Here is a 25,115-nt window from a genome sequence, read left to right as displayed (position 1 = left end):
CGGTCTCAACGCCCGAGCAGTGTTCCTCCGTTGACATTGAGGAACTCGCCCGTGATGTAGCCCGCTTCGGGTCCGGCCAGGAAGGCGACCGCCGCGGCCACGTCTTCGGCCTCGCCGACCCTGCCGACCAGGGTCTGCGCCCGCCTGCGGGCGAGTTCTTCCTCGGTCGCGGGTCCGCCGAAGAACTCGGTCCCTGCGACGTACCCGGGCACGACCACGTTGGCGGTGACTTCTCTGGTCCCCAACTGCCCCGCCAGCGTGTGGTTCCACGCCTGTAGAGCCGCCTTCATGGCCCCGTAGGCGCCATTGCCGCGCAGTGCAGCGACGGAGCTGATGGTGATCACGCGGCCGCCCGGCGAAGCGAGCCGGGGCAGCAACGCCTCGGTGAGCAGAACCGCCGGCAGCACATTGTTGTCGAAGTCCCGCCGCCACCGCACGGCGACCTCCTTCAGGCCGCCCTCGACCACCGGAGTGCCGCGTCCGCCGGCGTTGTTCACCAACACGTCTACGCATTCAGGCAGTTCGGGCAGCCTGGACTCGATGTCCTCGGGTGCGGACAAGTCGACGGGCACCGCGCGGACCGGATACGTCCCCCCGATCTCTTCCGCCGCCACGCGCAGTACTTCGGCTCGCCGTCCGAGGATGGTCACCCGGTCGCCCTGCCGGGCGAACCGGGCGGCGATGGCCCGGCCGATGCCCGTGCCGCCGCCGCTGATCACTACCGACCGTTCCGTGCCACTCATCGGTTCCTCCTGGACGTCGCCGATCATGTCACCGCCACCTTCCCACGCGTGCCGTCCACCACCACGACGGCATTCGGCGCGAGGTCGGCGAGGGAGCCGAAGCTCACGCCGGTGACGCAGGGCAGGCCCAACCAGGGCGTGGTCGCGCGTACATCGACCCCGTACCGGCGCCGCTGGGCCCTCGACGCGCCCACACTGGTGACCATGCTGAAGCGAGTAGCCGTCCTGTCCGACATCCACGGAGTCCTGCCCGCCCTGGAGGCAGTGCTCGCCGAACCGGAGGTGCGTTCCGCGGACCGCGTCGTGCTCACCGGCGACATCACGGCCGGTCCGCAACCGGGCCAGGTCCTGGATCTGCTGACGTCCCTCGGGGACCGGGTCGCCTGGATCAGCGGGAACGCCGACCGCGAGCTCCTCGAATACCGTCGCGGCCTGCGCGACAGCATCCCCGACCCGATCGCCCCCTGGGCCGCCGAACAGCTGCGCGCGGACCATCTCGAACTCCTCGCCCGCCTGCCGCAATCGCTCTCCCTGTCCTTGCAGGGCATGGGGAGCGTCCTGTTCTGCCACGCCACCCCTCGCGACGACGAGGAGGTCGTCCTCGTCGACTCGCGTCTCGACCGCTGGCAAGAGGTCTTCGGCGAGCTCGACGACGACGTCCGCACGGTGGTCCTCGGCCACACCCACATGCCGTTCGTCCGCCTCGCCCACGGCCGGCTCGTCGTCAACCCGGGCAGCGTCGGCATGCCCTACGGGCGCGCGGGTGCGCACTGGGCGCTGTTGGGTCCCGGTGTCGAACTGCGGACCACGGCCTACGACGTCGAGGCCGCGATCGCCCACGTGACACAGGGCTCCTCCTACCCCGAAATCGCCCAGTGGGCCGACTACTTCCTCCGAGCACAGGCGACCGACGCCGATGCCCTCGCGGCCTTCGGCCCACGGGACGGACGTGGTGACACCACGTCCCAGGCGTCTACTTAGTCGGTGGACGGCTTCCGTCACCCGAGCCCACCGTCGGTCCGGGGGTCGACGGTGGGCCCTGGGAACGGCTTGATGGGCGCGCCCCGCGCCTGAATACTGGCGATGTGGGCACTGAACAACCGGACCGGTCGAACTTCAGCGACGTCGTCGGAGCGTGGGCGGACGGGAGCGGTGAGCGCGACCGTGAAGCCGATGAGCGCGAGGCCACCGCCGACGAGCGTGAGGCCGTCGCCGATCAGCGCGAGGCCACCGCCGATGCACGCGAGGCCGTCGCCGATCAGCGCGAGCGGGACCTGGACGAGCGCGAGAAGCAAGCGGACCGGCAGGCCCGCCAGCGCGGCCAAGGCGCCCCCACCTTTCTTCAGCGTTCCCAGGAAGCGAGCGAGCGGGCACGGGCACTGCTCGCGGCCAGCGAGGCCCGGCTGGCGCGCGCCGACGCCAACCTGGCCCGCGCGGAGATCCACAACGCGCGTGAGCAGTGGACCGTACAGCAGGAGGCCGCCGTCTCGGACCGGCTGCTCGATCCCGCGAGCATGTCGCGCCAGGACAACCTGGACATCTTCGTGCAGCAACTCCACACGCGGTATCTCAACGCCGCAGCCATGTTGGCCGACGCGCACGACATGGTGGCCCAGCACCACGAACGCCTCGCCCGGAACGAGACGTCGACCGCGGAGGAACACCGCGACCTCGCCCGCCGGGCCCGCCAGGCGGCACTGCACATCCGCACCGCCGCCCATCAGGCCACCTACCCGGACGGTGACGGGCCACCCGCCGATCCGCCGTCCGATGCCCGCCGCACACCGTGAAGGGGTTCGTCGTCGCAGGACCGTCTCTCTGACGACGAGGGCGCGGTACCAGCCGTGATTCCCAGTTCGAACCACACCGACTTGCCCACGCCGCCACCCTCGCGCGCCTGCGCGCCCCACTCCCCCGCCAGCATCTCCACCAGCGCCAGCCCCCGCCCCGACTCCTCCTCCGGAGACGCCGAGCGCGCAGTCGGGAGCGTGCTGCTCGCGTCCGTCACCGTCACCCGGAGCCGGTCCGCCGTCAGGCTCACCCGCGCCCTGATCTCCCGGCCCGCCGGTACCTTCGCGTGCCGGTACGCGTTCGTCATCAGCTCGCTGAGCAGCAGTTCCGCCGTGTCGGTGACGTCCGCCGGCAGGGCCCAGCGGCCCGCCGTCTCCCGGAACAGCAGACGCGCCCTCCCCACACTCCGCGCGTGACGCGGCAGGCGCCACTCGATGCTCTGGGGGAGGTTCGTCGCCGGTGTCGTCTGCATACGTTCACCGTTCCGGTTCGCGCGTACGCTCGGGAGTAACGGCGTATGTACTTCGGGTAGTTGTACCTGCCGTGACCCCTGAGGGAAGTGGTGCGTGCCGATGTCTTCCGAGGCGAACCTCGCGTGGCGTTACTGCGGTAGCCAGATCAAGTTGTGGCGCACCGAGGCGGGGGTCGACCGCGAAATACTGGCCAAGGAGGCCGGGTACGGCTGCGAGTACGTGAAGTCCATGGAGAACGGGCGGCGCAAGCCCACGCTTCGGCTCCTCCAGATCGCGGATCAGCTCTGCGGCGCGGGCGGAAAGATCGTCGCCGCGCAGGAGTACCTGAAGCCCGAGCCGCATCCGCAGCGCTCGCAGGAGTTCATGGCACTGGAGAAGGACGCCATCGCCGTCAGTTCGTACGAGCCGCTGCTCGTCCCCGGGCTTCTCCAGGCACCTGAGTACGCGAAGGCCCTGATCGGCGCCAGTTCCCCGCCGCTCGACGACGAGACCGTCGAGGAGCGTGTCGCCGGACGGCTCAAGCGGCAGGAGGCGTTGCCTACGCGGACCGGCGTGATGTTCAGCTTCGTCATGTTCGAAGCGGCGTTGCGGACTCAGGTGGGCGGGCGAGAGGTAATGGAGCAGCAGCTTCAACGCCTGCTGACAGTCGGCGAGTTGCGGAATGTACTGATTCAGGTACTGCCCTTCGGGCGGGCTTACGGTGTCGCGCTCAACGGTCCCATCGCCCTTCTGGAGACGGCCGACCACGAGCGCTACGCATTCGCGGAAGGGCAGGAGACCAGCGCCCTGTACGCGGACGCGGACAAGGTCAGTCAGCTCACTCGGACCCATGACATGATCCGCATGCACGCCCTCAGCCCCGAGGATTCGGCCGAGTTCATCAGAAAGGTGGCGCAGGCACCGTGAACGCCAACCTGACGTGGTTCAAGTCGAGCTACAGCGACAGCCAGGGCAGCAATTGCCTCGAAGCCGCCACCAGCCCCACCCGCATTCACATCCGGGACTCGAAGCTCGGCCCCCAAAGCCCGCGCTTCACCGCTTCGGCGCCCGCCTGGAACGCCTTCCTGGCGCACGCCCGCACCGTCTGAGCTTCGAGCCGCGACACCCGAGCGCCGCTTGTAAGGAATGGGTGGCTGGGCCTCAACCCACCCTCCCTCCCTGCCTCTTGGCCAGGACCCATGACTTTCCGCGACCGGGTTGCGACACACGGTTGCCACCGTCTAGCGTGCCCAACAACAGACGACCCCGACCAGGTGCTGGAACACCTGCCGGGGTCTGACCAACAAGATCGGAAACATCGATCCAATGGCTACCGAAAACTCTATCTCCGGGCTGCCTTCGCCCGCACACCCTCTGGCCAACCCGGGCTACGGAAAACGTGGCACCCAGGACCAAGGCCCCCTGCGCCGCGACTCCTTCGCGCATCTCCCCCTGCGGGCCCGCTATCTGGCCGGGTTCATCGACGCGCTCCCCGAGCAGGCCGCCATAGACGCGAAGACGCTCGCGAAGGCGCAGCCCCTCTACGGGCAGGCCGCCGTGCGCAGCGCGCTGAACGAACTGTCCGCCGCCGGGCACCTGCGCCGCGTACGGCGGCTCTCCGACCTCGGGACCGGGAACGGCACGACACGCTGGGTGTTCCACACGTACTGGTCCCGTGTCGCACGCGATGACGACTGGTGGGCCAGGTTCCTCGACGGTGACGTACCGGAGACCGAACACCCTGAGCACCAGGTCCCGGAGCAGCCGAAGCCCCGCTCGGACGCCTACGCCTGCCTGGCCCAACTGGGTCTCCGCGAACCCCGGTTGCCCCTCTCCGCGGCGGACTGCGCCGCGCTGGAGGCGGCGGCCGCCGCGTGGCTGGCCCGGGACCCCGACCCCCGGCTCTTCACGCAGGCGATGACCACGGGCCTCCCCGGAACCGTGCACGCACCCCGCGCCTTCATCGCGACGCGCCTGCGCGACAAACTGCCCCCGCACCGGATCCGGATCACACCCACCGACGCACCGGCGCCCGCACCCCACACACTCATGGAGTGCACGGAGTGCGGGCGACCAGGGCGTCCCGAGGCGCTGCCGGGCGGGCTGTGCCGGGGGTGCCGTGGACGTGGCTGACGACGCGGCCGGAATACGGCCGTGCGGTGGCCCGTTGCTTCGGGACATGCGACGTGATCCGGAGCCGCTCGGTGGCATCCATCCTCTGCTGGCGGGACGGTTCAGCCCCTCCCGGTTCGACCCGGCGGCCGGCGTCGACGACGATTCCCTCGGCCTGCTGCTGGAAGCCGCGCGGTGGGCGCCGTCCGCCGGGAACTCCCAGCCCTGGGGGTTCTTCGCGAGCCGGCCCGGTGAGCCGGACCACGGGCGGGTGGTCCGCCACCTCGCGCCCAGCTCGGCCCGGTGGGCGCGGGACGCGGGGCTGCTGGTGGTCACGCTGGCACACCGCCACGTCGACGACACGCCCCTGCTCTACTCCGAGTTCGCGGACTACGACCTCGGGCAGGCCGTCGCCCACCTGACCCTCCAGGCACAGGCGATGGGGCTGGCGGCCCGGCAGTTCCGGGCCTTCGACCTGGAGGGCCTCACCGAGGAACTCCGGCCGAACCCGGGGTGGGCGATCGTCTCCATGATCGCGCTGGGGCAGGCGGCCGAAGAACCGGCGAAGGACCGGGACCGGCGCAGCGTCACCGATCTTCTGTCCGCTCCCTGGTCGCCACCGGACACGCCCTAGGGCCTGTCTTCCACGAAGCGCAGGTACCGGTCGGCGGAACGCCGGACCGCGGCCGAACCGTCGGCGCGGACCACGCGGCCCCAGAACCCCCCGTAGATGCGCTCGAACTCGAAGGGTTCGACCAGTTCGAGCGCGCGGCGGACGGTGCTCGGCCGCTCCGGAATGAAGTTGGGGATGCTGTACATGAAGCTGACCCAGCGCCGGTCCATCACCACCATGAAGATGTCGCCGCTGAACAGCGCGCCGCCGCCTTCCGGGTCGTCGGCCCAGTGCAGCACCGTGCCGCCGGCGAAGTGCGTGCCCGCGTTGATCAGCGTCATGCCGGGCGCGATCGGACGGGTGTCGCCCGTCCAGTACTCGATCAGCGGATCGGGACGGGCGACCCAGTCCCGGTCCGCCTCATTGATGTACACCGGGGCGTCGAAGGCCCGGCCCCACTCGGTCATCACACCGTAGAAGTGCGGGTGGCTGACGGCGATCGCACTGATCCCGCCCAACGCCTCGATCTCGGCGCCGAGTTCGTCGTCGAGATAGCCCACACAGTCCCACAGCACGTTCCCGGACGGTGAGCGGATCAGCAGCGCGCGCTGGCCGACCCCGACCGACGGCACCGCGCCCACGCCGACGACGGCGGGCCCCTCCTCCTCGACCCGGCCGCGGTGCCCTGCCGCCCGCAACTCGGCGAGCGTCGTCCAGCGCTGGCCCTCCCAGCCGACGTACTGCCGCTCGTCCAGGCAGATCGGGCAGTCGGCGCGCGGCGCCGCGTACTGCACACCGCACGTGCGGCAGACCGGAAGCTGCTCACCCGTGGCCGAGACGACGACCCGCTTGGACGACGACATCAGAACTTCCCTTCCGAGGACCTGCCCGGCTGACGACACCGGCATCAACAGCGGGCAGGTGCCGCTACTTCCCCAGCCACGCCTCCCACGTGGACCGGTGACCGTCCACCCACTTCTTCGCCGCCGCGTCCGGCGACAGCTTCTTGTCGGCGATCAGGAGGGAGACCTCGTTCTGGTCGTCCGTCGTCCAGTGGAACTTCTTCAGGAACTCGGACGCGTCGTCACCGCTCTTCGCGAAGTCCGCGTTGAGGTACTTCTGGAGCGGCGTCGTCGGATAGGCGCAGGTGATCTTCTTCGGGTCGGCGTCGCAGCCCTCCTTGTACGCGGGCAGCTTCACCTCCGTCATCGGGACCTGCTGGGACAGCCACTGCGGGGTGTACCAGTACGAAAGGAACGGCTTCTTCTGCTTCGCGAACTGCTTCATCTGCGTGATCTGCGCGGCCTCGGAGCCGGAGAAGACGACCTGGTAGTCCAGCTTCAGGTTGCTGACCAGTGCCTTGTCGTTCGTGACGTACGACGGTGAGCCGTCGAGGAGCTGGCCCTTGCCGCCGCTCTCGGCGGTCTTGAACTGGTCCGCGTACTTGTTGAGGTTCTTCCAGTTCGTGACGTCCGGGTGCTGCTTGGCGAAGTACGTCGGGACGAACCAGCCGATGTGGCCGGTGACGCCCAGGCCGCCGCCCGCGACGATGGTCTTCTTGTCCTTGACGTAGCGGGCCTCCTGGTCGGGGTGGCCCCAGTCCTCCAGGATCGCGTCGACGCGGCCCTGGCTGAGGGCGTCCCAGGCGGGGACCTCGTCGACCTGGACGGTGTCGACGCGGTAGCCGAGCTCGTGCTCCAGGATGTACTGGGCCACGGCCACGTTGGCCTGCGCGCCGACCCAGGACTGGACGGAGAGGGTCACCGTCTTGGCGCCCTTGGCGTTGGCGAACGGCGACGACTGCTTCGTCATGTCCGCCGCGCCGCAGCCGGTGACGGTCAGGAGGGCTCCGGCGGCCACAACCACCGAGCAATACTTGTGAGTTCGCTTCACTTCAGGACTCCTTTCCGGCACGGACGCGGCGGTCTGTCGGCTGCGTCACCCGGTCCAGCATCAGGCCGAGGCAGACGATCGCGGCGCCCGCGACGAGGCCGGTGGCCAGGTCGCCCTGGGCGAGGCCGAACACCACGTCGTAGCCGAGCGCGCCACCGCCGACCAGGCCGCCGATGATGACGACGGCGAGGGTCAGCACGACTCCCTGGTTGACGGCGAGGAGCAGTGCCGGGCGGGCGAGCGGGAGTTGGACCTGGCGGAGCTGCTGGGCCGTGGTCGCGCCCATCGAGCGGGACGCTTCGAGCGCGGCCGGGTCGACCTGGCGCAGGCCCTGCGTGGTGATGCGGACGACGGCCGGAAGCGCGTAGACCACGGCGGCGGCGACCGCCGGGGCGCGGCCGACGCCGAACAGCGCGACGACCGGGATCAGGTACACGAACTGCGGCATCGTCTGGAAGACGTCCAGGACCGGGCGGAGTACGCGCTCGAAACGGTTGCTGCGGGCCGCCGCGATGCCGATCGCGAAGCCGAGGACCAGGGTGACCGCGACGGCGGCCAGGACCTGGGAGAGCGTGTCGAGGGACGCCTTCCACACGCCGAGGTAGCCGATCGCGGCCATGGCGAGGACGGCGGTCAGCGCGGTGCGCCAGGTGCCGATCAGCCAGGCCAGCGCGGCGACGATCAGGAGGACGGACCACCACGGGAGCCAGGTCAGGCCCGAGCGGACCGGGTCGAGGATCCAGGTGGTGAAGTGCGCCGCCCAGTCGGCGGTGCCGCCCACGACGGGAACGCCCGTGTAGAGGTGGTCGGTCATCCACTCGACGGCGTCGTTGACGGTGGGCGCGATCTTGACGACCCAGGAGTCCGGCCAGTCGAGGCCGACGGCGAAGCGGGCCACGAGCGCGACGACGACCGTGCCGACGGCGACGGCGAGGACGTCCCACTTCCAGTGCGTCGTCGTCGCGTGGGAGCCGAGCCGGGCACCCGCCGCGGCCGTCACCCGGTCGAGGATCACGGCGAGCAGCACGATCGGGATGCCCGCGGCGAGCGCGGCGCCGACGTCGACCGTGGCGAGTGCCTGGTAGACGCGGTCACCGAGACCGGCCGCGCCGATGACCGAGGCGATGACGGCCATCGACAGGGCCATCATGATCGTCTGGTTGAGGCCGAGGAGGAGTTCCTTGCGGGCCAGCGGGAGCCGGGCCGACACCAGGCGCTGACGGGCGGTCGCGCCGAGCGAGGTCACGGCCTCCATGACACCGCCGTCGGCCGCGCGCAGACCGAGCGCGGTCAGGCGGGCCATGGGCGGGGCCGCGTAGACGACGGTGGCGAGCACCGCGGCCGGTACGCCCATGCCGAAGATCAGCACGACGGGCAGCAGGTACGCGTACGCGGGCAGCACCTGCATGGTGTCGAGGACCGGGCGCAGCAGGCGGTACATGCGCTCGCTCAGGCCCGCGGCGAGACCGAGCAGGGCGCCGAGCACGACCGAGGCGAGCACGGCCACGACCATCAGCGCCAGCGTCTGCATCGTCGGCACCCACATGCCGAGGGCGCCGCACGCCAGGAGGGCGACGACGGCGGACGCGCCGAGACGCCAGCCCGCGACGCGCCAGGCGATCAGGCCCACCGCGGCGGTCACGCCCGCCCAGCCGGCGGCGAGCAGCACCACGTAGACGGCGCGGATGGCGACGATGAGCGCGTTGCTGATGTGGCCGAGGAAGTAGGTGAACAGCGGGTTGCTGTCACGGTTGTCGATGATCCAGTCGCTGGCCTTGCCGAGCGGCTCGGAGATGTCGACGGTGAGGGCGTGCGGCCAGGTCGCCCCGGACCATTGCGCGGTGGCGATCGGTACGAGGACCGCCGCGACGACGGCGAGCAGCAGGAGCTTGCCGAGGGCGCGGTGGCCGGGCTTCAGGTTCTTGAGGGCGCCCGCGCTGTGCTTCGACGGCGGGGCGGCGGTGACGGCGGCGGTCATCTATACCGCCTCCTCGCTCGTGGCGGGGACACCCGGGGCGGCGGGGGCGCCGCCGACGGCCGCGATCAGCCGCTCGTGGTCGACGATGCCCAGGCAGCGGCCCTGGTCCATGACCCGTACCGCGAACCCGGTCCGTGCGACGGCCTCGATGGCCTCCGAGACCGTGGCGTCCGGGGCGATGGCCGCGCCACGCTCGGCCTCGTCGTTGTCGGCGGGGCGCATGGCGCGGCGCACGGTCATGACCTGCTCACGGGGGACGTCGCGGACGAACTCCCGTACGTAGTCGTCGGCGGGCGCGCCCACGATCTCCTCGGGCGTGCCGAGCTGCACGATCTTCCCGTCGCGCATCAGGGCGATGCGGTCGCCCAGGCGCAGCGCCTCGGTCAGGTCGTGGGTGATGAAGACCATGGTGCGGCCCTCCTCGCGGTGCAGCCGCACGACCTCCTCCTGCATGTCGCGCCGGATCAGCGGGTCGAGCGCGCTGAACGGCTCGTCGAAGAGGAGGACCTCCGGGTCGACGGCCAACGCCCGTGCCAGGCCCACGCGTTGCTGCTGTCCACCGGAGAGCTGGCCGGGGCGGCGGTCCTCAAGTCCTTCGAGGCCGACCTTCGCGACGACCTCGGCGGCTCTGGCACGTCGCTCGGCGCGGCCGACGCCCTGGATCTCCAGGCCGTACGCGACGTTGTCGAGGACGGTGCGGTGCGGCAGCAGCCCGAAGTGCTGGAAGACCATCGCGGCGCGGCGCCTGCGCAGCGTGCGCAGCCGGGACTTGTCCATGGCGAGGACGTCCTCGCCGTCCATCTCCAGCGCACCCGAGGTCGGCTCGATGAGCCGGGTCAGACAGCGCACCAGCGTGGACTTGCCGGAACCGGACAGGCCCATCACGACGAAGACCTCGCCGCGCTTCACGTCGAAGGAGACGTCGCGGACGGCGGCGGTGCAGCCGGTGCGCTCGCGCAGCTCGGCCGCGTCGAGGTCCGCCAACTCCTCCTGATTCGGTACGCGTTCGGCCTTGGGGCCGAAGACCTTCCACAGGTTGCGGACGGAGAAGACCGTGTCGGTCCCGGCTTCCGTACGTGTGTCAGTGACTGTACTCATCACGCATCACCACCTATCAGCTCGGCGCACTTCTCCCCGACCATGAGCACCCCGATCATCGGGTTCACCGCGGGCATCGTCGGGAAGACGGACGCGTCGGCGATACGGATGGATTGCAGCCCGCGGACCCTCAACTCGGGGTCGACCACCGCGAGTTCATCGTCAGCGGCACCTATTCGGCAAGTGCCCGCGGGGTGGTAGACGGTGTGGGCGACCTTGCGGGCGTACTCGCTCAGCTCCTCGTCACCCGTGACGTCGGGGCCGGGGCACACCTCGCGGCCCAGCCAGCCGGCGAGCGGCTGCGTCTTCGCGATCTCGCGGGCGATGCGGATGCCGTCGACGAGCGTCCTGCCGTCGTAGTCGTCCTCGTCGGTGAAGTACCGGAAGTCGAGGGCGGGCTTGACCTCGGGATCCGCGCTGGTCAGGTACAGGCGGCCGCGGCTCTTGGGCTTGGGGATGTTCGGCGTCATGGACACCCCGTGCTCGGGCTTCTCGTAGCCGAGCCGCTCGGGGTTGTCCGTGAACGGGATCTGGTAGAAGTGGAACATCAGGTCGGGCCCGGCGGCCTCGGGGTCGCGCTGGACGAACAGGCCCGCGTCGCTGTCCATGGCGCTGTTGTCGGGGATCGGCCCGTCCGTCTCCCAGACGATGACCGACTCGGGGTGGTCGAGCAGGTTCTCGCCGACGCCGGGCAGGTCGTGCAGGACGGGGATGCCGAGTGCCTCCAGGTCGGCCTTCGGGCCGATGCCGGAGTGCAGGAGCAGGCGGGGCGTGTCGACGGCTCCGGCGCAGACGACGACCTCGCGCCGCGCGGAGATCAGCTGCTCCTCGCCGTCCTTGGTGCGGACGTGGACGCCGCGCGCCGCCAGACCTTCGTCGAACTCCAGCTTGTACGCCCAAGTCTCCAGGAGAAGGCTCAGGTTGGGACGGTCGCCGGCCTCCATGTGCGGGTGCAGGTACGCCACCGAGGCGGACGACCGCTTGTTGTTCTCCGGGTGGTACGCCAGGTCGAAGAAGCCGACGCCGTCCTTGAACGGGCCCTTGTTGAAGCCCTCGACGCGCGGCACTCCGGTCGCCGCCTGCGCGGCCTCGACGAAGTCGCGGGCGATGGCGTTCCGGTCCTTCTCGTCGACGGGGACGATGTTGTTGCGCAGCTTGCCGAAGTAGGGGTCCATCGCCTGGTGGTCCCAGCCCTCGGCGCCGGCCGCGGCCCACTCGTCCCAGTCGCCGGGCAGCGGCTTGAACGAGATGAGGGTGTTGTGCGAGGAGCAGCCGCCGAGGACCTTGGCGCGGCTGTGCAGGATGTGCGAGTTGCCGCGGGGCTGGTCGGTGGTGGTGTAGCCGTAGTCGAGGTCACCGCCGAGCAGGCCGAGCCAGCGGCGCAGGGTGAGCACGTCGTCGCGGCCGATGTCGCTGGGGCCGCCCTCGATGACGGCCACCGTGACGTTCGGGTCCTCGGTGAGGCGGGAGGCGATCACGGATCCTGCGGTGCCGCCGCCGACTACTACGTAGTCGTACGTGTTCATGCGTCAACTCCAAGAGGTCGCAAGGTACTTCGCTTGATGGGGGGGTGGGGTGGGGTGTCGGTCGGGGGCGGGTGCGGGTGCGTCGTGGCTGGTCGCGCAGTTCCCCGCGCCCCTGGGTCCGTTGTCGGCTGACGGCCGGTGGCCGCTTCTCGCGCAGTTCCCCGCGCCCCTGGGTGCGAGCTTCGCTCGCCCAGGGGCAGGGGAAGGCGCGCGTAGCGCATGCCTTCAGGGGCGCGGGGAACTGCGCGACCAGCCACGACGGTGCCGCAGACGAACGACGACCGGGGCGGGTCAGCCCGCGAACCAGCGGACCGGCGTCGGAGCCAGGTTCTGGTAGATGTGCTTGGTCTCGCGGTACTCGGCGAGCCCGGCGGGGCCCAGCTCGCGGCCGACGCCGCTCTTGCCGAAGCCGCCCCACTCGGCCTGCGGCAGGTACGGGTGGAAGTCGTTGATCCAGACGGTGCCGTGGCGAAGGCGTCCGGCAACCCGCCGTGCGCGGCCCGCGTCGGCGGTCCAGACGGCGCCCGCGAGCCCGTACTCGGTGTCGTTGGCGAGCGCGACGGCCTCGTCCTCGGTGCGGAACGTCTCGACGGTGAGGATCGGCCCGAAGGTCTCCTCGCGCACGACGCGCATCTCACGGTGGCACTGGTCGAGGACGGTCGGCTCGTAGAAGTAACCGCCGGCCGGGCGTACGTCGCTGGGCTCGGGCCGCTTGCCGCCGCACCGCGGCACGGCGCCCTCGGCGAGCGCGGAGGCCACGAAGGACTCGGTCTTCTCGCGCTGCTGCTCGCTGACGAGCGGCCCGCACTCGACGCCCTTCTCGGTGCCCCGGCCGAGCCGGATCCGCTCGGCGCGCCGGGCGAGTTCGGCGACGAAGCGCTCGCGCACCGACTCCTCGATGATGAGCCGGGAACCGGCGGAGCAGACCTGCCCGCTGTGGATGAACGCGGCGTTCAGCGCCTGGTCGACGGCCGTGTCGAAGCCGTCCTCGGTCTCGCAGGCGTCGGCGAAGACGACGTTGGGGTTCTTGCCGCCGAGTTCGAGGGCGACCTTCTTCACGGACGCGGCGGCGGCCTGCGCCACCTTCGTGCCGCTGACCAGGCCGCCGGTGAAGGAGACGAGGTCGACGTCGGGGTGATCGGCGAGGCGCGCCCCGACCGAACTCCCGGGCCCCGTGACGAGGTTGGCGACACCGGCCGGAAGTCCGGCCTCCACCAGCAGCTCGACGAGCACGACCGTGGTCAGCGGGGTGATCTCGCTCGGCTTGATGACGAAGGTGTTGCCCGCGGCGAGCGCCGGGGCGACCTTCCAGCTCGCCTGGAGGAGCGGGTAGTTCCAGGGCGTGATCATCGTGCAGACGCCGACGGGCTCGTGCACGACGACGCTGTGGATGTCGTCGGACCCGGCGTCGACGACGCGGCCCGCGCCCTCCCCCACGACCAGATCGGCGAAGTAGCGGAAGGCGTCGGCGACGCAGTCGACGTCGACGCGGCCCTCCTCGACGGTCTTCCCGGCGTCCCGGCTCTCCAGGAGGCCGATCTTCTCCCGGTCCCGTACGAGGAGGTCGGCGACCCGGCGCAGCAGCGCGGCGCGCTCGGCGACGGGCGTGTGCGGCCACGGCCCCTCGTCGAAGGCGCGGCGGGCGGCGGCGATCGCGGCGTCCGCGTCCTCGGCGCCGCCCTCGGCGATCACGGCGAACGGTGTGGCGTCCGCCGGGTCGACGATCTCGCGGCTCGCCCCTGAGGCGGCACCGCGCCATTCGCCGTCGACATGGATGGTCTGTTGTGCTGACACGTCCTGTTTCGCCTTCCGTTCATGAGCTGCCCCCGTGCACCGAGAACCGCCGGTCGGCGTGTTCAGGGGTGACGTCGATGGCCCCTGCCCGGGGGTACGGAGAACATGCGTGAACGGCATGGAGAAGTGCGCTGTGTCACGCGGCGCGGGTGGCGTCCCAGCCGCGCTCCAGGATGTCGAAGGCGACGTCGATGCCCTCGGCGCTGTCGCCCACCCGGATCGCCTGGAGCGCGAAGGCGGCGAGCGCCTCACTGGCCGGATCGCCCTCGGGCGCGCCGATGTCCTCGGCAATGGCGCGGGCCAGCGCGGTGCGGTGCCGCAGCCACATCCGCTCGGCGTACTCGCGCAGCGCCCGGGTGCCGTCGACCAGCTCGCGGAAGAGCGCACCCTCCTTGTCGGAGGGGTCCAACTCCTGGTAGCGGTGCGCGAGTTCGCGCAGCGACCGGAGGATCGTACGGCCCTCGGGGCGGTCCCGGACCGCCGAGACGAGGTCCTCCTCCTGACCCTCGTCGAGGTCGAAGACGAGGGCTTCCTTGCCGGAGAAGTGCTTGAACAGGGTGGTCGTGGAGACGTCGGCGGCCTCCGCGACGTCCCGGATCCCGACGTTGTCGTACCCGTGCTCCAGGAAGAGCCGCAGCGCGGCGTCGGCGAGGGCCTGGCGGGTGGCGGCCTTCTTGCGTTCGCGGCGGCCCAGGGGTTCGACGGTCATGGACCCACCCTACCCCGTCAAGGTTGCCCTGTTCCAAAAGTTGATCCGTTGCACTTATTTAACGAGTGTGCTTTTCTCGAAGCATGCCTGATTCCGTCTCCGGGTCCCCGACGACCCCACGTTCCGTGCGCTGGGCGATGCTCGGCGTGATGCTCGCGATGCTCCTGTCGATGCTCGACAACAACATCGTCGGCACCTCGATGCCGACGATCGTCCGGGACCTCGGCGGCGCGTCCCACCTGTCGTGGGTCGTGATCGCCTACACCCTGACCACCGCCGTCTCGACCCCCGTGTGGGGCAAGCTCGGCGACCTCTACAGCCGCAAACGCGTCTTCCTGATCTCGATCGGCGTCTTCCTCGCCGGTTCCGTGCTGTCGGGCGCCGCCCAGGACATGGGCCAGCTCATCGGTTTCCGGGTCGTGCAGGGGCTGGGCGCCGGCGGGCTCGGCGGGCTCGCGTTCGCGCTGATCGGGTCCCTCGTGCCGCCCCGCGAGCGCGGCCGCTACCAGGGCATGACCGCCGCCGTGATGGCGCTGGGCACCATCGGCGGGCCGCTCGTCGGCGGACTCGTCACCGGTCACCTGGGGTGGCGCTGGGCCTTCTACCTCAACCTTCCGCTGGGGCTCGTCGCACTGACCTGGTGCGTGCTGATGCTGCCCGCCGACCGTCCGGCCGACCGCGCCAAGGTCCGTATCGACTGGGCCGGTATCGCCCTGCTCACCCTCACCATCAGCTCCGTCGTGCTCGCCACGTCCTGGGGCGGCGTGCAGTACCCGTGGGCCTCCTGGCAGGTCACCGGTCTGCTGGCGGTCGCCGTCGCCGGGCTCGCCGCGTTCCTTGCCGTCCAGCGCCGGGCGGCCGAGCCGGTGCTTCCGCTACGGGTGTTCGCGCACCGCAACTTCGGGCTCGCCTCGGTGATGATGTTCGCCCTGGGCGTCGTCATGTTCGGCGCCGCGCTCTACCTGCCGCTGTTCCAGCAGACAGTGCAGCACACGTCCGTGACGGACTCGGGGCTGCTGCTCGTTCCACTGATGGCGCCCGTCGTGGTCGTGTCGCAGATCGGCGGGCGGGTCATGTCGCGGACGGGGCGCTACAAGATCTTCCCGGTGCTCGGCGGGGTGTTCCTGGTGCTGGGCACCGCGCTCCTGTCCACCATGGATCAGGGCACCTCGGCCGTGACGGCTGCCGTGTACATGGTGATCACCGGTACCGGTATGGGGTTCTTCACGCAGATGACGACGACCATCGCGCAGAACAGCGTGGAGCTGAAGGACCTGGGGGTCGCGTCGTCCGGCACCAACCTGTTCCGCACGCTGGGGGCCTCCGTGGGGCTTGCCGCGTTCGGGATGCTCTTCAACCGTGCGACAGCTCAGGGCACCACGCCGGCCTCGGTGGCCTCGGGCACCCATCAGATCTTCTTGCTGGCGTCCGTCGTCTCGGCACTCGCGCTGATCGCGGCGCTGGCAGTAAGGGAGGTCCCACTCAGGGGACCAAGCCGCGTCCCCGCTCCCACGACGGCTCCGAGCCCTGTGCGCAGTTCCCCGCGCCCCTGATTTGTTGGTCGGCTGACGGCCGGTGGGGGCTGGTCGCGCAGTTCCCCGCGCCCCTCAAAGATCCGCGTCTGCCCCACGGGGTTTCGTTGCGACCTGCGGGCCGGTGGCCGCTTCTCGCGCAGTTCCCCGCGCCCCTGGAGATGCGCACTTCGTGCGCTATCTCCATCGGAGGCGCGCCCCCGTCCCTCAGGAGAGGCGCGCGAAGCGCAGCCTCAGGGGCGCGGGGAACTGCGCGACCAGCCACGACGAGAGCCGCACCCGACCGACACGCGAGAAGCGGTCACCGGGTCGCAGACGAGCGCACGGCCATGGGCTCGGGGGGCTGTTAGGGCGCGCCCGGCGCGGCGTACTGGGCCGCGTCCTTGGCGAGCCGCACCGCCGTGGCCAACGTGAGCGACGGCTCGGCCTGCCGGAGGACCTTGATCGCCCGGACCGAGTCCGCAGGCCCCTCGTACCCGGCGGCAGCCAACCGCTCCCACACCCACCGCCCCCGCAACTCGGCCTCGCTCACCCGCTCCGTCTCAGCGACCAGCGCAACGGCCCGCTCAAGACCGGGCCGCTCGACGTCGCTCGCCTGCGCGAGCGCCGCCGCCAGGGCCTCGGCGATGCGGTCGGCGTCCCGCAGGACGACGACACCCAGCTCGGGCTTCGGTTTCGACTTGAAGATCATTCCCCGATGATGCACGAGACCCGGTCCGCCGAAAACAGCTACGCGGGGCTGAAGCGGGACAGCACCGTGGTCAGCCGGTCGCGCTGCGCGGGCCAGTCGGTGTCCGGGCCCGCGACGAGCACCGCGTACTGCGTGCCGTCCTGCGCGGTGAACGAGAAGTCGACCACCTTCCTGCGGGCACCCAACTCCTCGCTGTCGTACGCGTAGACGAGTTCGGCCGCGTCGTCGGTGACGGCCTCCGAGGCCCCGTCGGGAGCCGTCGTCTCCTCCAGCGAGACCTCCTCGTAGCCGGGATTGGCCGTCGAGAGGGTCTCGGACGCGGTGCTGAGCGAGGCGAGCGGTGTGGTGTCCGGCTCCTCGATGGTGAAGACCTGGATGAGCGAGGTCTTGTCGGAGGACTTGTAGAACACGCCCTGCTTGCTCTCGGTGCGGTTCCAGTCGTCGGGAACCGCGAGCGTGAAACCGGTCTCGTCCGTCACCTCCCGGTACCCGGAGGGGAGTTCACCGGTGGTTGAAGAGGTGGTTGAGGGGGTGGCTGAGGCCGTAGGGCCAGGAGGACTGGTCGTGGGGGTGGAGGTCGCGGCCGCGGCACGGGTCGGCTTCGGGTCCGGGCCGGGATCGTCTCCACGGCCGACCAGCGTCACCGTCGTCGCGACGGCGGCGCCGAGCACGGCCGCGCCGACCAGCACGAGCGCGTAGCGCCGGTTCCGGCCGGTCGGCGGGGCGGCCGGGCCGGTCAGCTCCGGTTCGGGCCAGGACGTCGGCGGGGGCGCGAAGTCCGGCCGCGGCGGGGGCGGCGACGACATCGTCGCGGGGCCCGAACCCGTCTCCTCCCAGCGCTGGTTCTCCTCGTTCCAGTGCCGCCCGCTCATCTCAGGTTCCCCAGCATGGCGGCCACCGTGCCCGCCGAGGTGAACAGCGACAGGACCGCCTGGGAGTCGCCGAGCAGCGCGCGCAGCCGCTCGAGACGGGTCGCGGGCGCGCTGCCGGTGCGCGCCAGTTCGCCCTCCGTCTCGGCGAGTTCGGCGTCGAGGGCGCGCAGTTGCCCGTCGTCGCGCAGCCGGGTCAGGTCGGCGCGCAATTCGCGTACCGCTTCGAGCAGTTCGCGCATCGTCTCGTCGCGCTGCGGGGAGCCGTGCGTGTGGCTCTCCGCGCGGGCATGGCTGCCGATGGCGAAGGTGCTGCCGTGGACGTCGCCGATGCGGACCGAGGGCTCGTCATTCGCCGTCATGGTCGTCGGATCCCTTCTGGGGCTGGGCGTCGTCGGCCTTCTTCTCCGACGTCGCGCTGGCGTGGCTGCCGACGGCGAAGGTGGAGTCCTCGACCCGGTCGATGTTCACGCCGCCGCTGCTGATGTTCACGATCTTCTGGACGAACTCGCCGGTCTGGTAACCGGATTCGGCGAGCGCCTGGCGCACCCCGCCCGCGATGCGGTCCTGGACCGACTTGAGGTAGCGCTCCACGTCCATCTGCTGGAAGAGCGAACCGGGCCCCTCCGAGCCCAGCTCCCGCACCGACAGGGCGGGGCCGTCCGGCAGCGCGCCGCTGTGTCCGCCGGTGAGCACCTGCCAGCCGTAGCCGATCCAGCGGCCGACGGTGACGGCGGAGCGGGCAGGGGATCCCGGGACCCGCGCGACGGCCCAAACGGCTTTGCCGAGCGGGCTGTTGTGGCGGAACTGGTGGGCGGTGCGGTCCGCGTCGCGGAACGGTTCGCGGACCGGGGCGAGGACGTGCGGCGCGATCTCCAGCATCAGCATCCGGCCCTGGGTGTGGACCCGGACGAAGACGGTGACGACCAGCTCCTCCTCCCAGCCGCCGACCCGGATCCGCAGGAAGTGCCGCCGCTTCTCGGCACCCTCCTCGACGGACCGCTCCCGGTGCTTCTCGAACTCCTCGGGACGGTACGGGGCGTCCTCCCGCCGTTCGAGGCCCTCGGCGGGCAGGAACACGCACTCGTCGATCTCCAGCCAGCGCAGCCGGTCGCGGCCGGTGGCCCCGGCCGACTCGGCGGGCAGCCGCAGCTGTTCGAGCCGCGGCCGGATCTTCTCCAGGATGCCCCGGTTGTTGAGCGGCTGCCGCTCCTTGGACGGGTCGGGGCGCAGCTCGACGGCGAGGGTCCAGGTGTCGACCGGATCGCCCGCGCCGCAGAACGGCCGGACAGCGTGGTACATGATCAGCGGCGCGTGCTGCTCGGTCCTGATCCGCCGCATCACCCGCTGGAAGCGGGCTCCCTCGGCGCTCTCCGCCGGGTCGGTGGCGGCGTTCGCGAACCGCGCCTCGGACAGGTCGGTGCCGAGCACGCGGCCGAGCTGACCGCGCTGGGCGCCCGCGCACACCGCGAGGAGGACGAACAGGAGCAGCGTGAGGCAGCCGTGCAGGGTGTCGCCGGAACCGGAGGCCGTGCCCGTGGGGACCAGCCAGCTCAAGAAGTCGGGCAGGCCGTCGTGCAGGCTCGACCGGATCTCGTAGGAGAAGCTCTCGCCGCCGTCGTCGCTGCCGCCGTCGGTGGCCATGACCACGGTGGCGATCAGCAGGACGGCCAGCAGCCACCGCCCCCACCAGCGCAGGTACCAGGCGAAGAACCGGCGGTAGACCGGCGGCCGCTGCTCGGGACCGCGGACCCAGACGCCGATGGCGAGCAGCGCGGACGGCAGCAGGAACGTGAGGATCCAGTAGCCGGTGAGCGGCAGCCCCACCACCAGCAGGCCGAGCACGGCCGAGGCCCACGCCACTTCGATGCGCCGGGCGCGCAGCGCGTGCGCCAGGATCCGGGCCGCGTCGAAGCCGAGCGACGGGGCCGCGATGCGCTGCTCGTGCAGATGCAGCTGTTCGATGACCCGGTCGCGGTAGTCCTGGTCGAGATAGGCGCCGGCGCTCAGCAGCCGGGTGGCCTCACTGGCGTACGGCGGCTTCGCCGACGGCAGCGGCCCCACCCCGCCGCCGGTGTCAGGTGCTGCCGACTGCTGCGGTACATAGGCGGTACTCACGCCACTCCCCCGAATGTTCCCATCGATCCCGCATGTTCGAACTGCCGTCACTGGTACGGAAGTTACGAGGGAAGCAGCATAGGGCGCCAGGGTGTCGAGGCGGAAACGGATACTGCCCCTGGGCGGGCGAAGCCCGCTTCAGGGGCGCGGGGCTGTGTCGATCTGCGGCTCCGCCGCGGGGCGCGACCAGCCACGACGAGGCCGCACCCGCCCACACAACACAAACGCCCGCGGCGAGTCGAGAACGACCCACCACGGGCGGTGAAAGCAGAAGGGAGGGAACCCTAGATGAGGCCGAGCCCGCGCACGGCCTCGCGCTCCTCGGTCAGCTCCGCCACAGAGGCATCGATGCGCGTACGCGAGAACTCGTTGATCTCCAGACCCTGGACGATCTCGTACTTGCCGTCCTTGGTGGTGACGGGGAACGAGGAGATCAGGCCCTCCGGGACGCCGTAGGAGCCGTCCGACGGGATGCCCATGGAGGTCCAGTCGCCCTCGGCCGTGCCGTTGACCCACGTGTACACGTGGTCGATGGCGGCGTTGGCGGCCGAGGCGGCCGAGGACGCGCCACGGGCCTCGATGATCGCGGCGCCACGCTTGGCGACGGTCGGGATGAAGTCCTCGGCGAGCCACTTCTCGTCGTTGCCGATGGCCTCGATGGCCGGCTTGCCCGCGACGGACGCCTGGAAGATGTCCGGGTACTGGGTGGCCGAGTGGTTGCCCCAGATCGTCAGACGCTGGATGTCGGCGACGGTCGAGCCCGTCTTCTTCGCCAGCTGGGTCAGCGCGCGGTTGTGGTCGAGGCGCGTCATGGCGGTGAAGCGCTCGGCCGGTACGTCCGGCGCGGCGGCCTGGGCGATGAGGGCGTTGGTGTTCGCCGGGTTGCCGACGACGAGGATCTTGACGTCGTCCGCGGCGTTGTCGTTGATGGCCTTGCCCTGGGGCTTGAAGATGCCGCCGTTGGCCTCCAGGAGGTCACCGCGCTCCATGCCCTTGGTGCGCGGGCGGGCGCCGACGAGCAGACCGACGTTCGTACCGTCGAAGGCGACGTTCGGGTCGTCGGTGATGTCGATGCCCTGAAGGAGCGGGAACGCGCAGTCGTCGAGCTCCATCGCGGTGCCCTCGGCGGCCTTGAGCGCCGGGGTGATCTCCAGGAGGCGCAGCTTGACCGGCACGTCCGCGCCGAGCAGCTGGCCGGAGGCGATGCGGAAGAGCAGTGCGTAGCCGATCTGGCCGGCGGCGCCGGTGACGGTGACGTTCACGGGAGTGCGGGTCATGGCGTTCTCCGTATGACAGCGAGGCTTTTGATCGATCTCTTGATACCAAGAGATCCGCTCGTCAGGCTATCGCCTCTCGGCCGGACGCGACCCCCGGGTCCGTGTGGCTCAGCCCACAGAGCGGAATCACGGGCGGGCCGCCCTGACACGGCGGCGGCCGCCGCCCCGGGAGAGAAGGGGTCGGCGGCCGCCGAGGGTGCCACCGTGTGGCCATCCCGTGGGGGTACTGACCCGCCTTCCCCGAAGGCGCTCCCCCATGCCTGTTCCTGTCCGCACGCCGTGTCGGCGCTACGGGGTGCAGCCCTTCTGGCCCGCCACCAGCGTCCCGCAGGCCTTCGCCTCGGCGGCCGAGCCGACCGCGATCATCGGGGTGTACGCGTCCGTGTCCGCGTCACCGACCAGGCCCTTCTTCGACGTCTTGGCCCCCACGGACAGCGTCACGCTGTCGCCGGGCACCGCGGACTGGATCCGCGCCCAGGCCGCTTTGCACGTCTTGCTGTAGCGGACCTCGACATTGGCCGTGCCGAGCGCGGTCCGCACCGGGCTGTCGGCCAGATCGCCGCCGCAGCCCATGGCCTCGGGGTCCTTGCCGGTGCAGCCGTCGCCCACGCACTGCACACCCGCGGGCAGCTGGGGGGCGCTGGTGGTCGGCGACTTCGACGGCCCGGCCTCGGTCCCCTTGTCATCGCCGCCGCTGGTCAGGACGTAGGCGATGAGGACGACGAGGGCGGCGCCGACGACACCCGCGAGGAACATGAACAGGCGCCGTCTGCCACCCGGCTCAGCACTGCTCCGCGGACCCTGCGACACCACCGGCGGCGGCCCGAACTGGTCCTGGACCGGCGCCTGGGCCTGCTGCGGCACGACCGGCGAGGCCGCGGCCGCGGCGGGCTCCGCCACCCCGGTGGCCCGGGGAGCCGTCACGCTGCCGTTCCTGCCCGCGCTGTTCTTCGTCTGGGCGGCCGGCGACCCGAACTCCCCGAGCGCGGCGCGCGCCTGGGATATCCGTATCGCCTCCATGGTCATGTCGTGGCGCATCTCGGAACGGCTCCAGGCGCGCTCCGCGAGCTCCCACATCGTGTTCAGGTGGACGGGATTGGTGCCGGTCACCTCGGCGAGCGCGACGATCGCGCCCTTGGGCGCGAGCAGCCGTCCGTTCAGATAACGCTCCCACGAGGTCTTGCTGTACCCGGTGCGGTCCGCCAACGCGGCGATCCCGAGCCCGCTGCGGTCCACCAGCCGGCGCAACTGGCTGGCGAACTCCTTGACCTGCGGGTCGAGTTCGTCCGGTAGCGCCCTCCAACGAGGCATTGCCTTCCCCCTATTCCCCCCATACGTGCCAGAAAATTCCCCGCGCCACCCTGCGCGTCGACCTCCCACTGGCTACCCAATGGGATGCGAGTAGCCAGGATGTCAGTTCCCCGGACGGGGGCGCATGGAGGCATTCGACAACATTCGACACCAGGGTGTGCCCCCTCGCACACCGCCGGGCCCGGGACGCCCTCACTTCTCCGGGAGCGTCCCGATTGCCCAGGCTAGGTGTGTTGTCCACCCACGTACGAATAATCCCGCAAGTTACCCGGACATCCCCACACAAGGACGGCGGGGCTCCGGCTCAGGAGCCCCACGGTCACCGCACGGTGAAGTGCAGGGTGTCCTGGAGGAACGGGATCCGCAGCCAGGGATGGGGCTGCGCCATCATCGCGAGCAGCACGATGGCCAGGCCGAGGATGCCGTACGTGACCATGTCCGTGAAGCGGGAGCGCACGGCGAGCATGCCGACGCTCGGCAGCACCCAGCGCAGCACGGCACCGCCGAGCAGGGCCAGGCCCACGAGCATCGTGCCGACCCGGAACACGTCGAACGCCGTGAGCAGCAGGCCGAGTCCGGTCACCGCGAGGACGGAGATCAGCGGCCACTGGCGGGCGGGCGCCGGGGCGTCACCGGGGGCGGCGCGGCCGCCGCCCTCGGGGCGCGCGGTGTCGCGGGTCCACAGGGGGAACCGGCGCGTGCCGCGCTTCTTGCCGCGCTCGTCGGAGACGGACCCGGAGGCGCCTTCGGAGGCGTCACCGGACGTGCCCGGGGACGCGTCCCGCGCGGCGCTTCCCGGCGTGCCCCCGGAGGCCTCAGCGGACACCGTCGGCGTTCCGTTCTGCGGCCTCCACCACGTTCACCAGCAGCTGGGCGCGGGTCATCGGGCCGACGCCGCCCGGGTTCGGGGAGATCCAGCCGGCGACCTCGGCGACACCGGGGTGGACATCGCCGACGATCTTGCCGCTCGCGTCGCGCGAGACACCGACGTCGAGCACGGCGGCGCCGGGCTTGACGTCCTCGGGCTTGATCAGGTGCGGGACACCGGCCGCGGCCACGATGATGTCGGCGCGCTTGAGGTGGGAGGCGAGGTCACGGGTGCCGGTGTGGCACTGGGTCACCGTCGCGTTCTCCGACTTGCGGGTGAGCAGCAGCGGCATCGGGCGGCCGATGGTGACGCCGCGGCCGACGACCACGACCTCCGCGCCCTTGATCTCGACGCCGTGCCTGCGCAGCAGCGTGATGATGCCGAACGGGGTGCAGGGCAGCGGCGCCGGCTCGTTGAGCACCAGTCGCCCCAGGTTCATGGGGTGCAGGCCGTCGGCGTCCTTGTCGGGGTCCATCAGTTCGAGAATGCGGTTCTCGTCGATGCCCTTGGGCAGCGGCAGCTGGACGATGTAGCCGGTGCAGGCCGGGTCCTCGTTCAACTCGCGGACGACGGCCTCGATCTCCTCCTGCGTGGCCGTGGCGGGCAGTTCACGCTGGATGGAGGCGATGCCGACCTGCGCGCAGTCGCGGTGCTTGCCCGCGACGTACTTCTGGCTGCCGGGATCCTCCCCGACGAGGACGGTGCCGAGACCCGGCGTGACCCCCTTCTCCTTCAGGGCCGCCACGCGGGCGGTCAGATCGGACTTGATCGCGGCTGCGGTGGCCTTGCCATCGAGAATCTGGGCGGTCATGCCGTCCATTCTTTCAGGGCGGCCGTCATTCACCCAAGTTGCACTTGCACAACAGTCGTCACCCTGGCTGGACAGAGCGGTGCACGGCCCAGAACCATGAACGGCGCAGAGCGCCGCAGGCAGCGGCAGGGGGGCGGTCGTCCATGGGGCGGTCGATCGTAGTGCGCTCGCCCTCCTTCGATGCCCCGGTCTCGTCCCCATCGGCACCATCGAAGGATTCCGCCATGAGCTACGGCGACCCGAACAACCCCTACGGACAGCAACCGCAGCAGGGCAACCCCTACGGCCAGCCCCAGGGACAGCCCCAGGGCCCGCCGCAGGGACAGCCGGGCTACGGCTACCCGCAGGCGCCGCAGGGCGTTCCTCCGCAGGGATACGGCTACCCGCAGCAGCCGGGCCAGCCGTACGGCGGGTACCCGCAGCAGGGCGGCTACGGTGTCGGTCCCGGTCAGCCGGGCGGCCCGCAACTGGCCCACTGGGGCCTGCGGGTGGCCTCCTACCTGCTCGACGGTCTGCTCATCGGCATCCCCTACCTGCTGGTGTTCGCCATCTTCCTCGCCCCGCTCGACCCCGGGGAGAGCCCGGCCTCCGGTGCCGTCGTCGCCATCCTCGTGGCCGTGCTCTACGCGATCGGCATGGGCTTCTACCAGGTCTACCTGGAGGGCAAGACCGGCCAGACCATCGGCAAGAAGGCCGTCGGCATCCGCACGCTGCGCGAGATCGACGGCCAGCCCATCGGCTTCGGTCTGGCCTTCGGCCGCAAGCTGTGCCACATCGTCGACGGCATGGCCTGCTACATCGGCTACCTGTGGCCGCTGTGGGACGCCAAGAAGCAGACGTTCGCCGACAAGATCTGCTCGACCCTGGTCATCAAGGGCTGACGGACGTCCGCGCACCGCGAGGGCCCGCCGGTCGGTGACCGGCGGGCC

26 protein-coding genes are annotated in these 25,115 nt (G+C 70.9%); 8 read left to right on the top strand and 18 right to left on the bottom strand.

Annotation, left to right across the window (positions count from 1 at the left end; translation table 11 throughout):
• Nucleotides 1–5: 5 nt before the first annotated feature.
• Together ACFVDP_RS11605 and ACFVDP_RS11600 are read right to left on the bottom strand one after the other, a co-directional pair.
• Nucleotides 6–743, bottom strand: coding sequence for an SDR family NAD(P)-dependent oxidoreductase (locus tag ACFVDP_RS11605; RefSeq protein WP_383486984.1), 738 nt, complete (start codon nucleotides 741–743; stop codon nucleotides 6–8).
• 23 nt (nucleotides 744–766) lie between these two features.
• The gene (locus ACFVDP_RS11600) at nucleotides 767–949 is read right to left on the bottom strand and encodes a hypothetical protein (RefSeq protein ID WP_383486981.1); all 183 of its coding nucleotides are present in this window, start codon (nucleotides 947–949) and stop codon (nucleotides 767–769) included.
• Here ACFVDP_RS11600 and ACFVDP_RS11595 point away from each other — a divergent pair.
• Both ACFVDP_RS11595 and ACFVDP_RS11590 read left to right on the top strand, forming a co-directional pair.
• Nucleotides 948–1,724, top strand: a complete 777-nt coding sequence (locus tag ACFVDP_RS11595; protein ID WP_383486978.1) for a metallophosphoesterase family protein — start codon at nucleotides 948–950, stop codon at nucleotides 1,722–1,724. The genes ACFVDP_RS11600 and ACFVDP_RS11595 overlap by 2 nt on opposite strands.
• Nucleotides 1,725–1,828: 104 nt before the next feature.
• Nucleotides 1,829–2,533: a hypothetical protein gene (locus ACFVDP_RS11590; RefSeq protein ID WP_383486975.1), complete on the top strand. Its 705-nt coding sequence runs from the start codon at nucleotides 1,829–1,831 to the stop codon at nucleotides 2,531–2,533.
• On the opposite strand, the gene ACFVDP_RS11585 is transcribed toward ACFVDP_RS11590, so the two are convergent.
• Entirely contained in the window at nucleotides 2,473–3,006 is a 534-nt protein-coding gene (locus ACFVDP_RS11585) for an ATP-binding protein (protein ID WP_383486972.1), read from the bottom strand. The two genes, ACFVDP_RS11590 and ACFVDP_RS11585, sit on opposite strands and share 61 nt — an antisense overlap.
• A gap of 100 nt (nucleotides 3,007–3,106) precedes the next feature.
• On the opposite strand from ACFVDP_RS11585, the gene ACFVDP_RS11580 reads away from it, so the two are divergent.
• From ACFVDP_RS11580 to ACFVDP_RS11565, 4 genes are all read left to right on the top strand, one after another.
• The gene (locus ACFVDP_RS11580) at nucleotides 3,107–3,913 is read left to right on the top strand and encodes a helix-turn-helix domain-containing protein (protein WP_383487346.1); all 807 of its coding nucleotides are present in this window, start codon (nucleotides 3,107–3,109) and stop codon (nucleotides 3,911–3,913) included.
• Entirely contained in the window at nucleotides 3,910–4,095 is a 186-nt protein-coding gene (locus ACFVDP_RS11575; RefSeq protein ID WP_383486969.1) for a DUF397 domain-containing protein, read from the top strand. The genes ACFVDP_RS11580 and ACFVDP_RS11575 overlap by 4 nt, the downstream gene beginning before the upstream one ends.
• A gap of 217 nt (nucleotides 4,096–4,312) precedes the next feature.
• Nucleotides 4,313–5,119: a hypothetical protein gene (locus tag ACFVDP_RS11570; protein ID WP_383486966.1), complete on the top strand. Its 807-nt coding sequence runs from the start codon at nucleotides 4,313–4,315 to the stop codon at nucleotides 5,117–5,119.
• 46 nt (nucleotides 5,120–5,165) lie between these two features.
• Nucleotides 5,166–5,732 carry a nitroreductase family protein gene (locus ACFVDP_RS11565; RefSeq protein ID WP_383486963.1) on the top strand — a complete coding sequence of 189 codons (567 nt, stop codon included), beginning with the start codon at nucleotides 5,166–5,168 and terminating at the stop codon, nucleotides 5,730–5,732.
• Here ACFVDP_RS11565 and ACFVDP_RS11560 read toward each other — a convergent pair.
• The 7 genes from ACFVDP_RS11560 to ACFVDP_RS11530 all read right to left on the bottom strand — a co-directional run bounded on the left by ACFVDP_RS11560 (nucleotide 5,729) and on the right by ACFVDP_RS11530 (nucleotide 14,709).
• The gene (locus ACFVDP_RS11560; protein ID WP_383486961.1) at nucleotides 5,729–6,574 is read right to left on the bottom strand and encodes an MBL fold metallo-hydrolase; all 846 of its coding nucleotides are present in this window, start codon (nucleotides 6,572–6,574) and stop codon (nucleotides 5,729–5,731) included. The genes ACFVDP_RS11565 and ACFVDP_RS11560 overlap by 4 nt on opposite strands.
• Before the next feature lie 64 nt (nucleotides 6,575–6,638).
• Nucleotides 6,639–7,523: an ABC transporter substrate-binding protein gene (locus tag ACFVDP_RS11555; protein ID WP_383487343.1), complete on the bottom strand. Its 885-nt coding sequence runs from the start codon at nucleotides 7,521–7,523 to the stop codon at nucleotides 6,639–6,641.
• Nucleotides 7,524–7,605: 82 nt separating this feature from the next.
• Nucleotides 7,606–9,582: an ABC transporter permease gene (locus ACFVDP_RS11550; RefSeq protein ID WP_383486958.1), complete on the bottom strand. Its 1,977-nt coding sequence runs from the start codon at nucleotides 9,580–9,582 to the stop codon at nucleotides 7,606–7,608.
• A complete protein-coding gene (locus ACFVDP_RS11545; RefSeq protein WP_383486955.1) occupies nucleotides 9,583–10,680 on the bottom strand; it encodes a glycine betaine/L-proline ABC transporter ATP-binding protein in 1,098 nt (365 codons plus the stop codon). It abuts the gene before it with no gap.
• On the bottom strand, nucleotides 10,680–12,206 hold the full coding sequence (locus tag ACFVDP_RS11540) for a GMC family oxidoreductase (RefSeq protein WP_383486953.1): 1,527 nt from the start codon (nucleotides 12,204–12,206) through the stop codon (nucleotides 10,680–10,682). The genes ACFVDP_RS11545 and ACFVDP_RS11540 overlap by 1 nt, the downstream gene beginning before the upstream one ends.
• 291 nt (nucleotides 12,207–12,497) lie before the next feature.
• Nucleotides 12,498–14,000, bottom strand: coding sequence for an aldehyde dehydrogenase family protein (locus tag ACFVDP_RS11535; protein WP_383486950.1), 1,503 nt, complete (start codon nucleotides 13,998–14,000; stop codon nucleotides 12,498–12,500).
• A gap of 136 nt (nucleotides 14,001–14,136) precedes the next feature.
• Nucleotides 14,137–14,709: a TetR/AcrR family transcriptional regulator gene (locus ACFVDP_RS11530; protein ID WP_383486947.1), complete on the bottom strand. Its 573-nt coding sequence runs from the start codon at nucleotides 14,707–14,709 to the stop codon at nucleotides 14,137–14,139.
• Between the two features lie 83 nt (nucleotides 14,710–14,792).
• Here ACFVDP_RS11530 and ACFVDP_RS11525 point away from each other — a divergent pair, with 83 nt between their 5' ends.
• Entirely contained in the window at nucleotides 14,793–16,262 is a 1,470-nt protein-coding gene (locus tag ACFVDP_RS11525) for an MDR family MFS transporter (protein ID WP_383486944.1), read from the top strand.
• Between the two features lie 325 nt (nucleotides 16,263–16,587).
• On the opposite strand, the gene ACFVDP_RS11520 is transcribed toward ACFVDP_RS11525, so the two are convergent.
• From ACFVDP_RS11520 to ACFVDP_RS11485, 8 genes are all read right to left on the bottom strand, one after another.
• Nucleotides 16,588–16,932 carry a hypothetical protein gene (locus ACFVDP_RS11520; RefSeq protein WP_383486942.1) on the bottom strand — a complete coding sequence of 115 codons (345 nt, stop codon included), beginning with the start codon at nucleotides 16,930–16,932 and terminating at the stop codon, nucleotides 16,588–16,590.
• Nucleotides 16,933–16,970: 38 nt separating this feature from the next.
• Entirely contained in the window at nucleotides 16,971–17,804 is an 834-nt protein-coding gene (locus ACFVDP_RS11515) for a hypothetical protein (protein ID WP_383486939.1), read from the bottom strand.
• Nucleotides 17,801–18,163 (bottom strand): hypothetical protein, encoded by a 363-nt coding sequence (locus tag ACFVDP_RS11510; RefSeq protein WP_383486936.1) that lies wholly within the window; start codon nucleotides 18,161–18,163, stop codon nucleotides 17,801–17,803. The genes ACFVDP_RS11515 and ACFVDP_RS11510 overlap by 4 nt, the downstream gene beginning before the upstream one ends.
• Nucleotides 18,150–19,919 carry a hypothetical protein gene (locus tag ACFVDP_RS11505; protein WP_383486934.1) on the bottom strand — a complete coding sequence of 590 codons (1,770 nt, stop codon included), beginning with the start codon at nucleotides 19,917–19,919 and terminating at the stop codon, nucleotides 18,150–18,152. The genes ACFVDP_RS11510 and ACFVDP_RS11505 overlap by 14 nt, the downstream gene beginning before the upstream one ends.
• 284 nt (nucleotides 19,920–20,203) lie before the next feature.
• The gene (locus ACFVDP_RS11500; protein WP_383486932.1) at nucleotides 20,204–21,196 is read right to left on the bottom strand and encodes a malate dehydrogenase; all 993 of its coding nucleotides are present in this window, start codon (nucleotides 21,194–21,196) and stop codon (nucleotides 20,204–20,206) included.
• 288 nt (nucleotides 21,197–21,484) lie between these two features.
• Complete coding sequence (locus ACFVDP_RS11495; protein WP_383486929.1) at nucleotides 21,485–22,507, bottom strand: DUF2690 domain-containing protein; 1,023 nt, start codon at nucleotides 22,505–22,507, stop codon at nucleotides 21,485–21,487.
• Nucleotides 22,508–22,826: 319 nt separating this feature from the next.
• A complete protein-coding gene (locus tag ACFVDP_RS11490) occupies nucleotides 22,827–23,333 on the bottom strand; it encodes a DUF3017 domain-containing protein (protein ID WP_383486927.1) in 507 nt (168 codons plus the stop codon).
• Nucleotides 23,323–24,186, bottom strand: a complete 864-nt coding sequence (locus tag ACFVDP_RS11485; RefSeq protein WP_383486924.1) for a bifunctional methylenetetrahydrofolate dehydrogenase/methenyltetrahydrofolate cyclohydrolase — start codon at nucleotides 24,184–24,186, stop codon at nucleotides 23,323–23,325. The genes ACFVDP_RS11490 and ACFVDP_RS11485 overlap by 11 nt, the downstream gene beginning before the upstream one ends.
• Nucleotides 24,187–24,410: 224 nt before the next feature.
• Here ACFVDP_RS11485 and ACFVDP_RS11480 point away from each other — a divergent pair, with 224 nt between their 5' ends.
• Nucleotides 24,411–25,067: an RDD family protein gene (locus ACFVDP_RS11480; protein ID WP_383486922.1), complete on the top strand. Its 657-nt coding sequence runs from the start codon at nucleotides 24,411–24,413 to the stop codon at nucleotides 25,065–25,067.
• Nucleotides 25,068–25,115 lie beyond the last annotated feature (48 nt).

The sequence above is a fragment of the Streptomyces sp. NPDC057694 genome (assembly GCF_042799415.1).
In the GTDB taxonomy this organism is placed as follows: Bacteria; Actinomycetota; Actinomycetes; order Streptomycetales; family Streptomycetaceae; genus Streptomyces.
This window is presented reverse-complemented; position numbering and strand designations above follow the sequence as displayed.

Coding starts and splice junctions, on each gene's coding strand:
- ACFVDP_RS11555 (WP_383487343.1), bottom strand. CDS start 7,523: ATGACGAAGCAGTCGTCGCCGTTCGCCAACGCCAAGGGCGCCAAGACG.
- ACFVDP_RS11605 (WP_383486984.1), bottom strand. CDS start 743: ATGAGTGGCACGGAACGGTCGGTAGTGATCAGCGGCGGCGGCACGGGC.
- ACFVDP_RS11550 (WP_383486958.1), bottom strand. CDS start 9,582: ATGACCGCCGCCGTCACCGCCGCCCCGCCGTCGAAGCACAGCGCGGGC.
- ACFVDP_RS11520 (WP_383486942.1), bottom strand. CDS start 16,932: ATGATCTTCAAGTCGAAACCGAAGCCCGAGCTGGGTGTCGTCGTCCTG.
- ACFVDP_RS11595 (WP_383486978.1), top strand. CDS start 948: ATGCTGAAGCGAGTAGCCGTCCTGTCCGACATCCACGGAGTCCTGCCC.
- ACFVDP_RS11480 (WP_383486922.1), top strand. CDS start 24,411: ATGAGCTACGGCGACCCGAACAACCCCTACGGACAGCAACCGCAGCAG.
- ACFVDP_RS11485 (WP_383486924.1), bottom strand. CDS start 24,186: ATGACCGCCCAGATTCTCGATGGCAAGGCCACCGCAGCCGCGATCAAG.
- ACFVDP_RS11600 (WP_383486981.1), bottom strand. CDS start 949: ATGGTCACCAGTGTGGGCGCGTCGAGGGCCCAGCGGCGCCGGTACGGG.
- ACFVDP_RS11510 (WP_383486936.1), bottom strand. CDS start 18,163: ATGACGGCGAATGACGAGCCCTCGGTCCGCATCGGCGACGTCCACGGC.
- ACFVDP_RS11500 (WP_383486932.1), bottom strand. CDS start 21,196: ATGACCCGCACTCCCGTGAACGTCACCGTCACCGGCGCCGCCGGCCAG.
- ACFVDP_RS11495 (WP_383486929.1), bottom strand. CDS start 22,507: ATGCCTCGTTGGAGGGCGCTACCGGACGAACTCGACCCGCAGGTCAAG.
- ACFVDP_RS11585 (WP_383486972.1), bottom strand. CDS start 3,006: ATGCAGACGACACCGGCGACGAACCTCCCCCAGAGCATCGAGTGGCGC.
- ACFVDP_RS11565 (WP_383486963.1), top strand. CDS start 5,166: ATGCGACGTGATCCGGAGCCGCTCGGTGGCATCCATCCTCTGCTGGCG.
- ACFVDP_RS11580 (WP_383487346.1), top strand. CDS start 3,107: ATGTCTTCCGAGGCGAACCTCGCGTGGCGTTACTGCGGTAGCCAGATC.
- ACFVDP_RS11525 (WP_383486944.1), top strand. CDS start 14,793: ATGCCTGATTCCGTCTCCGGGTCCCCGACGACCCCACGTTCCGTGCGC.
- ACFVDP_RS11515 (WP_383486939.1), bottom strand. CDS start 17,804: ATGAGCGGGCGGCACTGGAACGAGGAGAACCAGCGCTGGGAGGAGACG.
- ACFVDP_RS11545 (WP_383486955.1), bottom strand. CDS start 10,680: ATGAGTACAGTCACTGACACACGTACGGAAGCCGGGACCGACACGGTC.
- ACFVDP_RS11530 (WP_383486947.1), bottom strand. CDS start 14,709: ATGACCGTCGAACCCCTGGGCCGCCGCGAACGCAAGAAGGCCGCCACC.
- ACFVDP_RS11570 (WP_383486966.1), top strand. CDS start 4,313: ATGGCTACCGAAAACTCTATCTCCGGGCTGCCTTCGCCCGCACACCCT.
- ACFVDP_RS11540 (WP_383486953.1), bottom strand. CDS start 12,206: ATGAACACGTACGACTACGTAGTAGTCGGCGGCGGCACCGCAGGATCC.
- ACFVDP_RS11560 (WP_383486961.1), bottom strand. CDS start 6,574: ATGTCGTCGTCCAAGCGGGTCGTCGTCTCGGCCACGGGTGAGCAGCTT.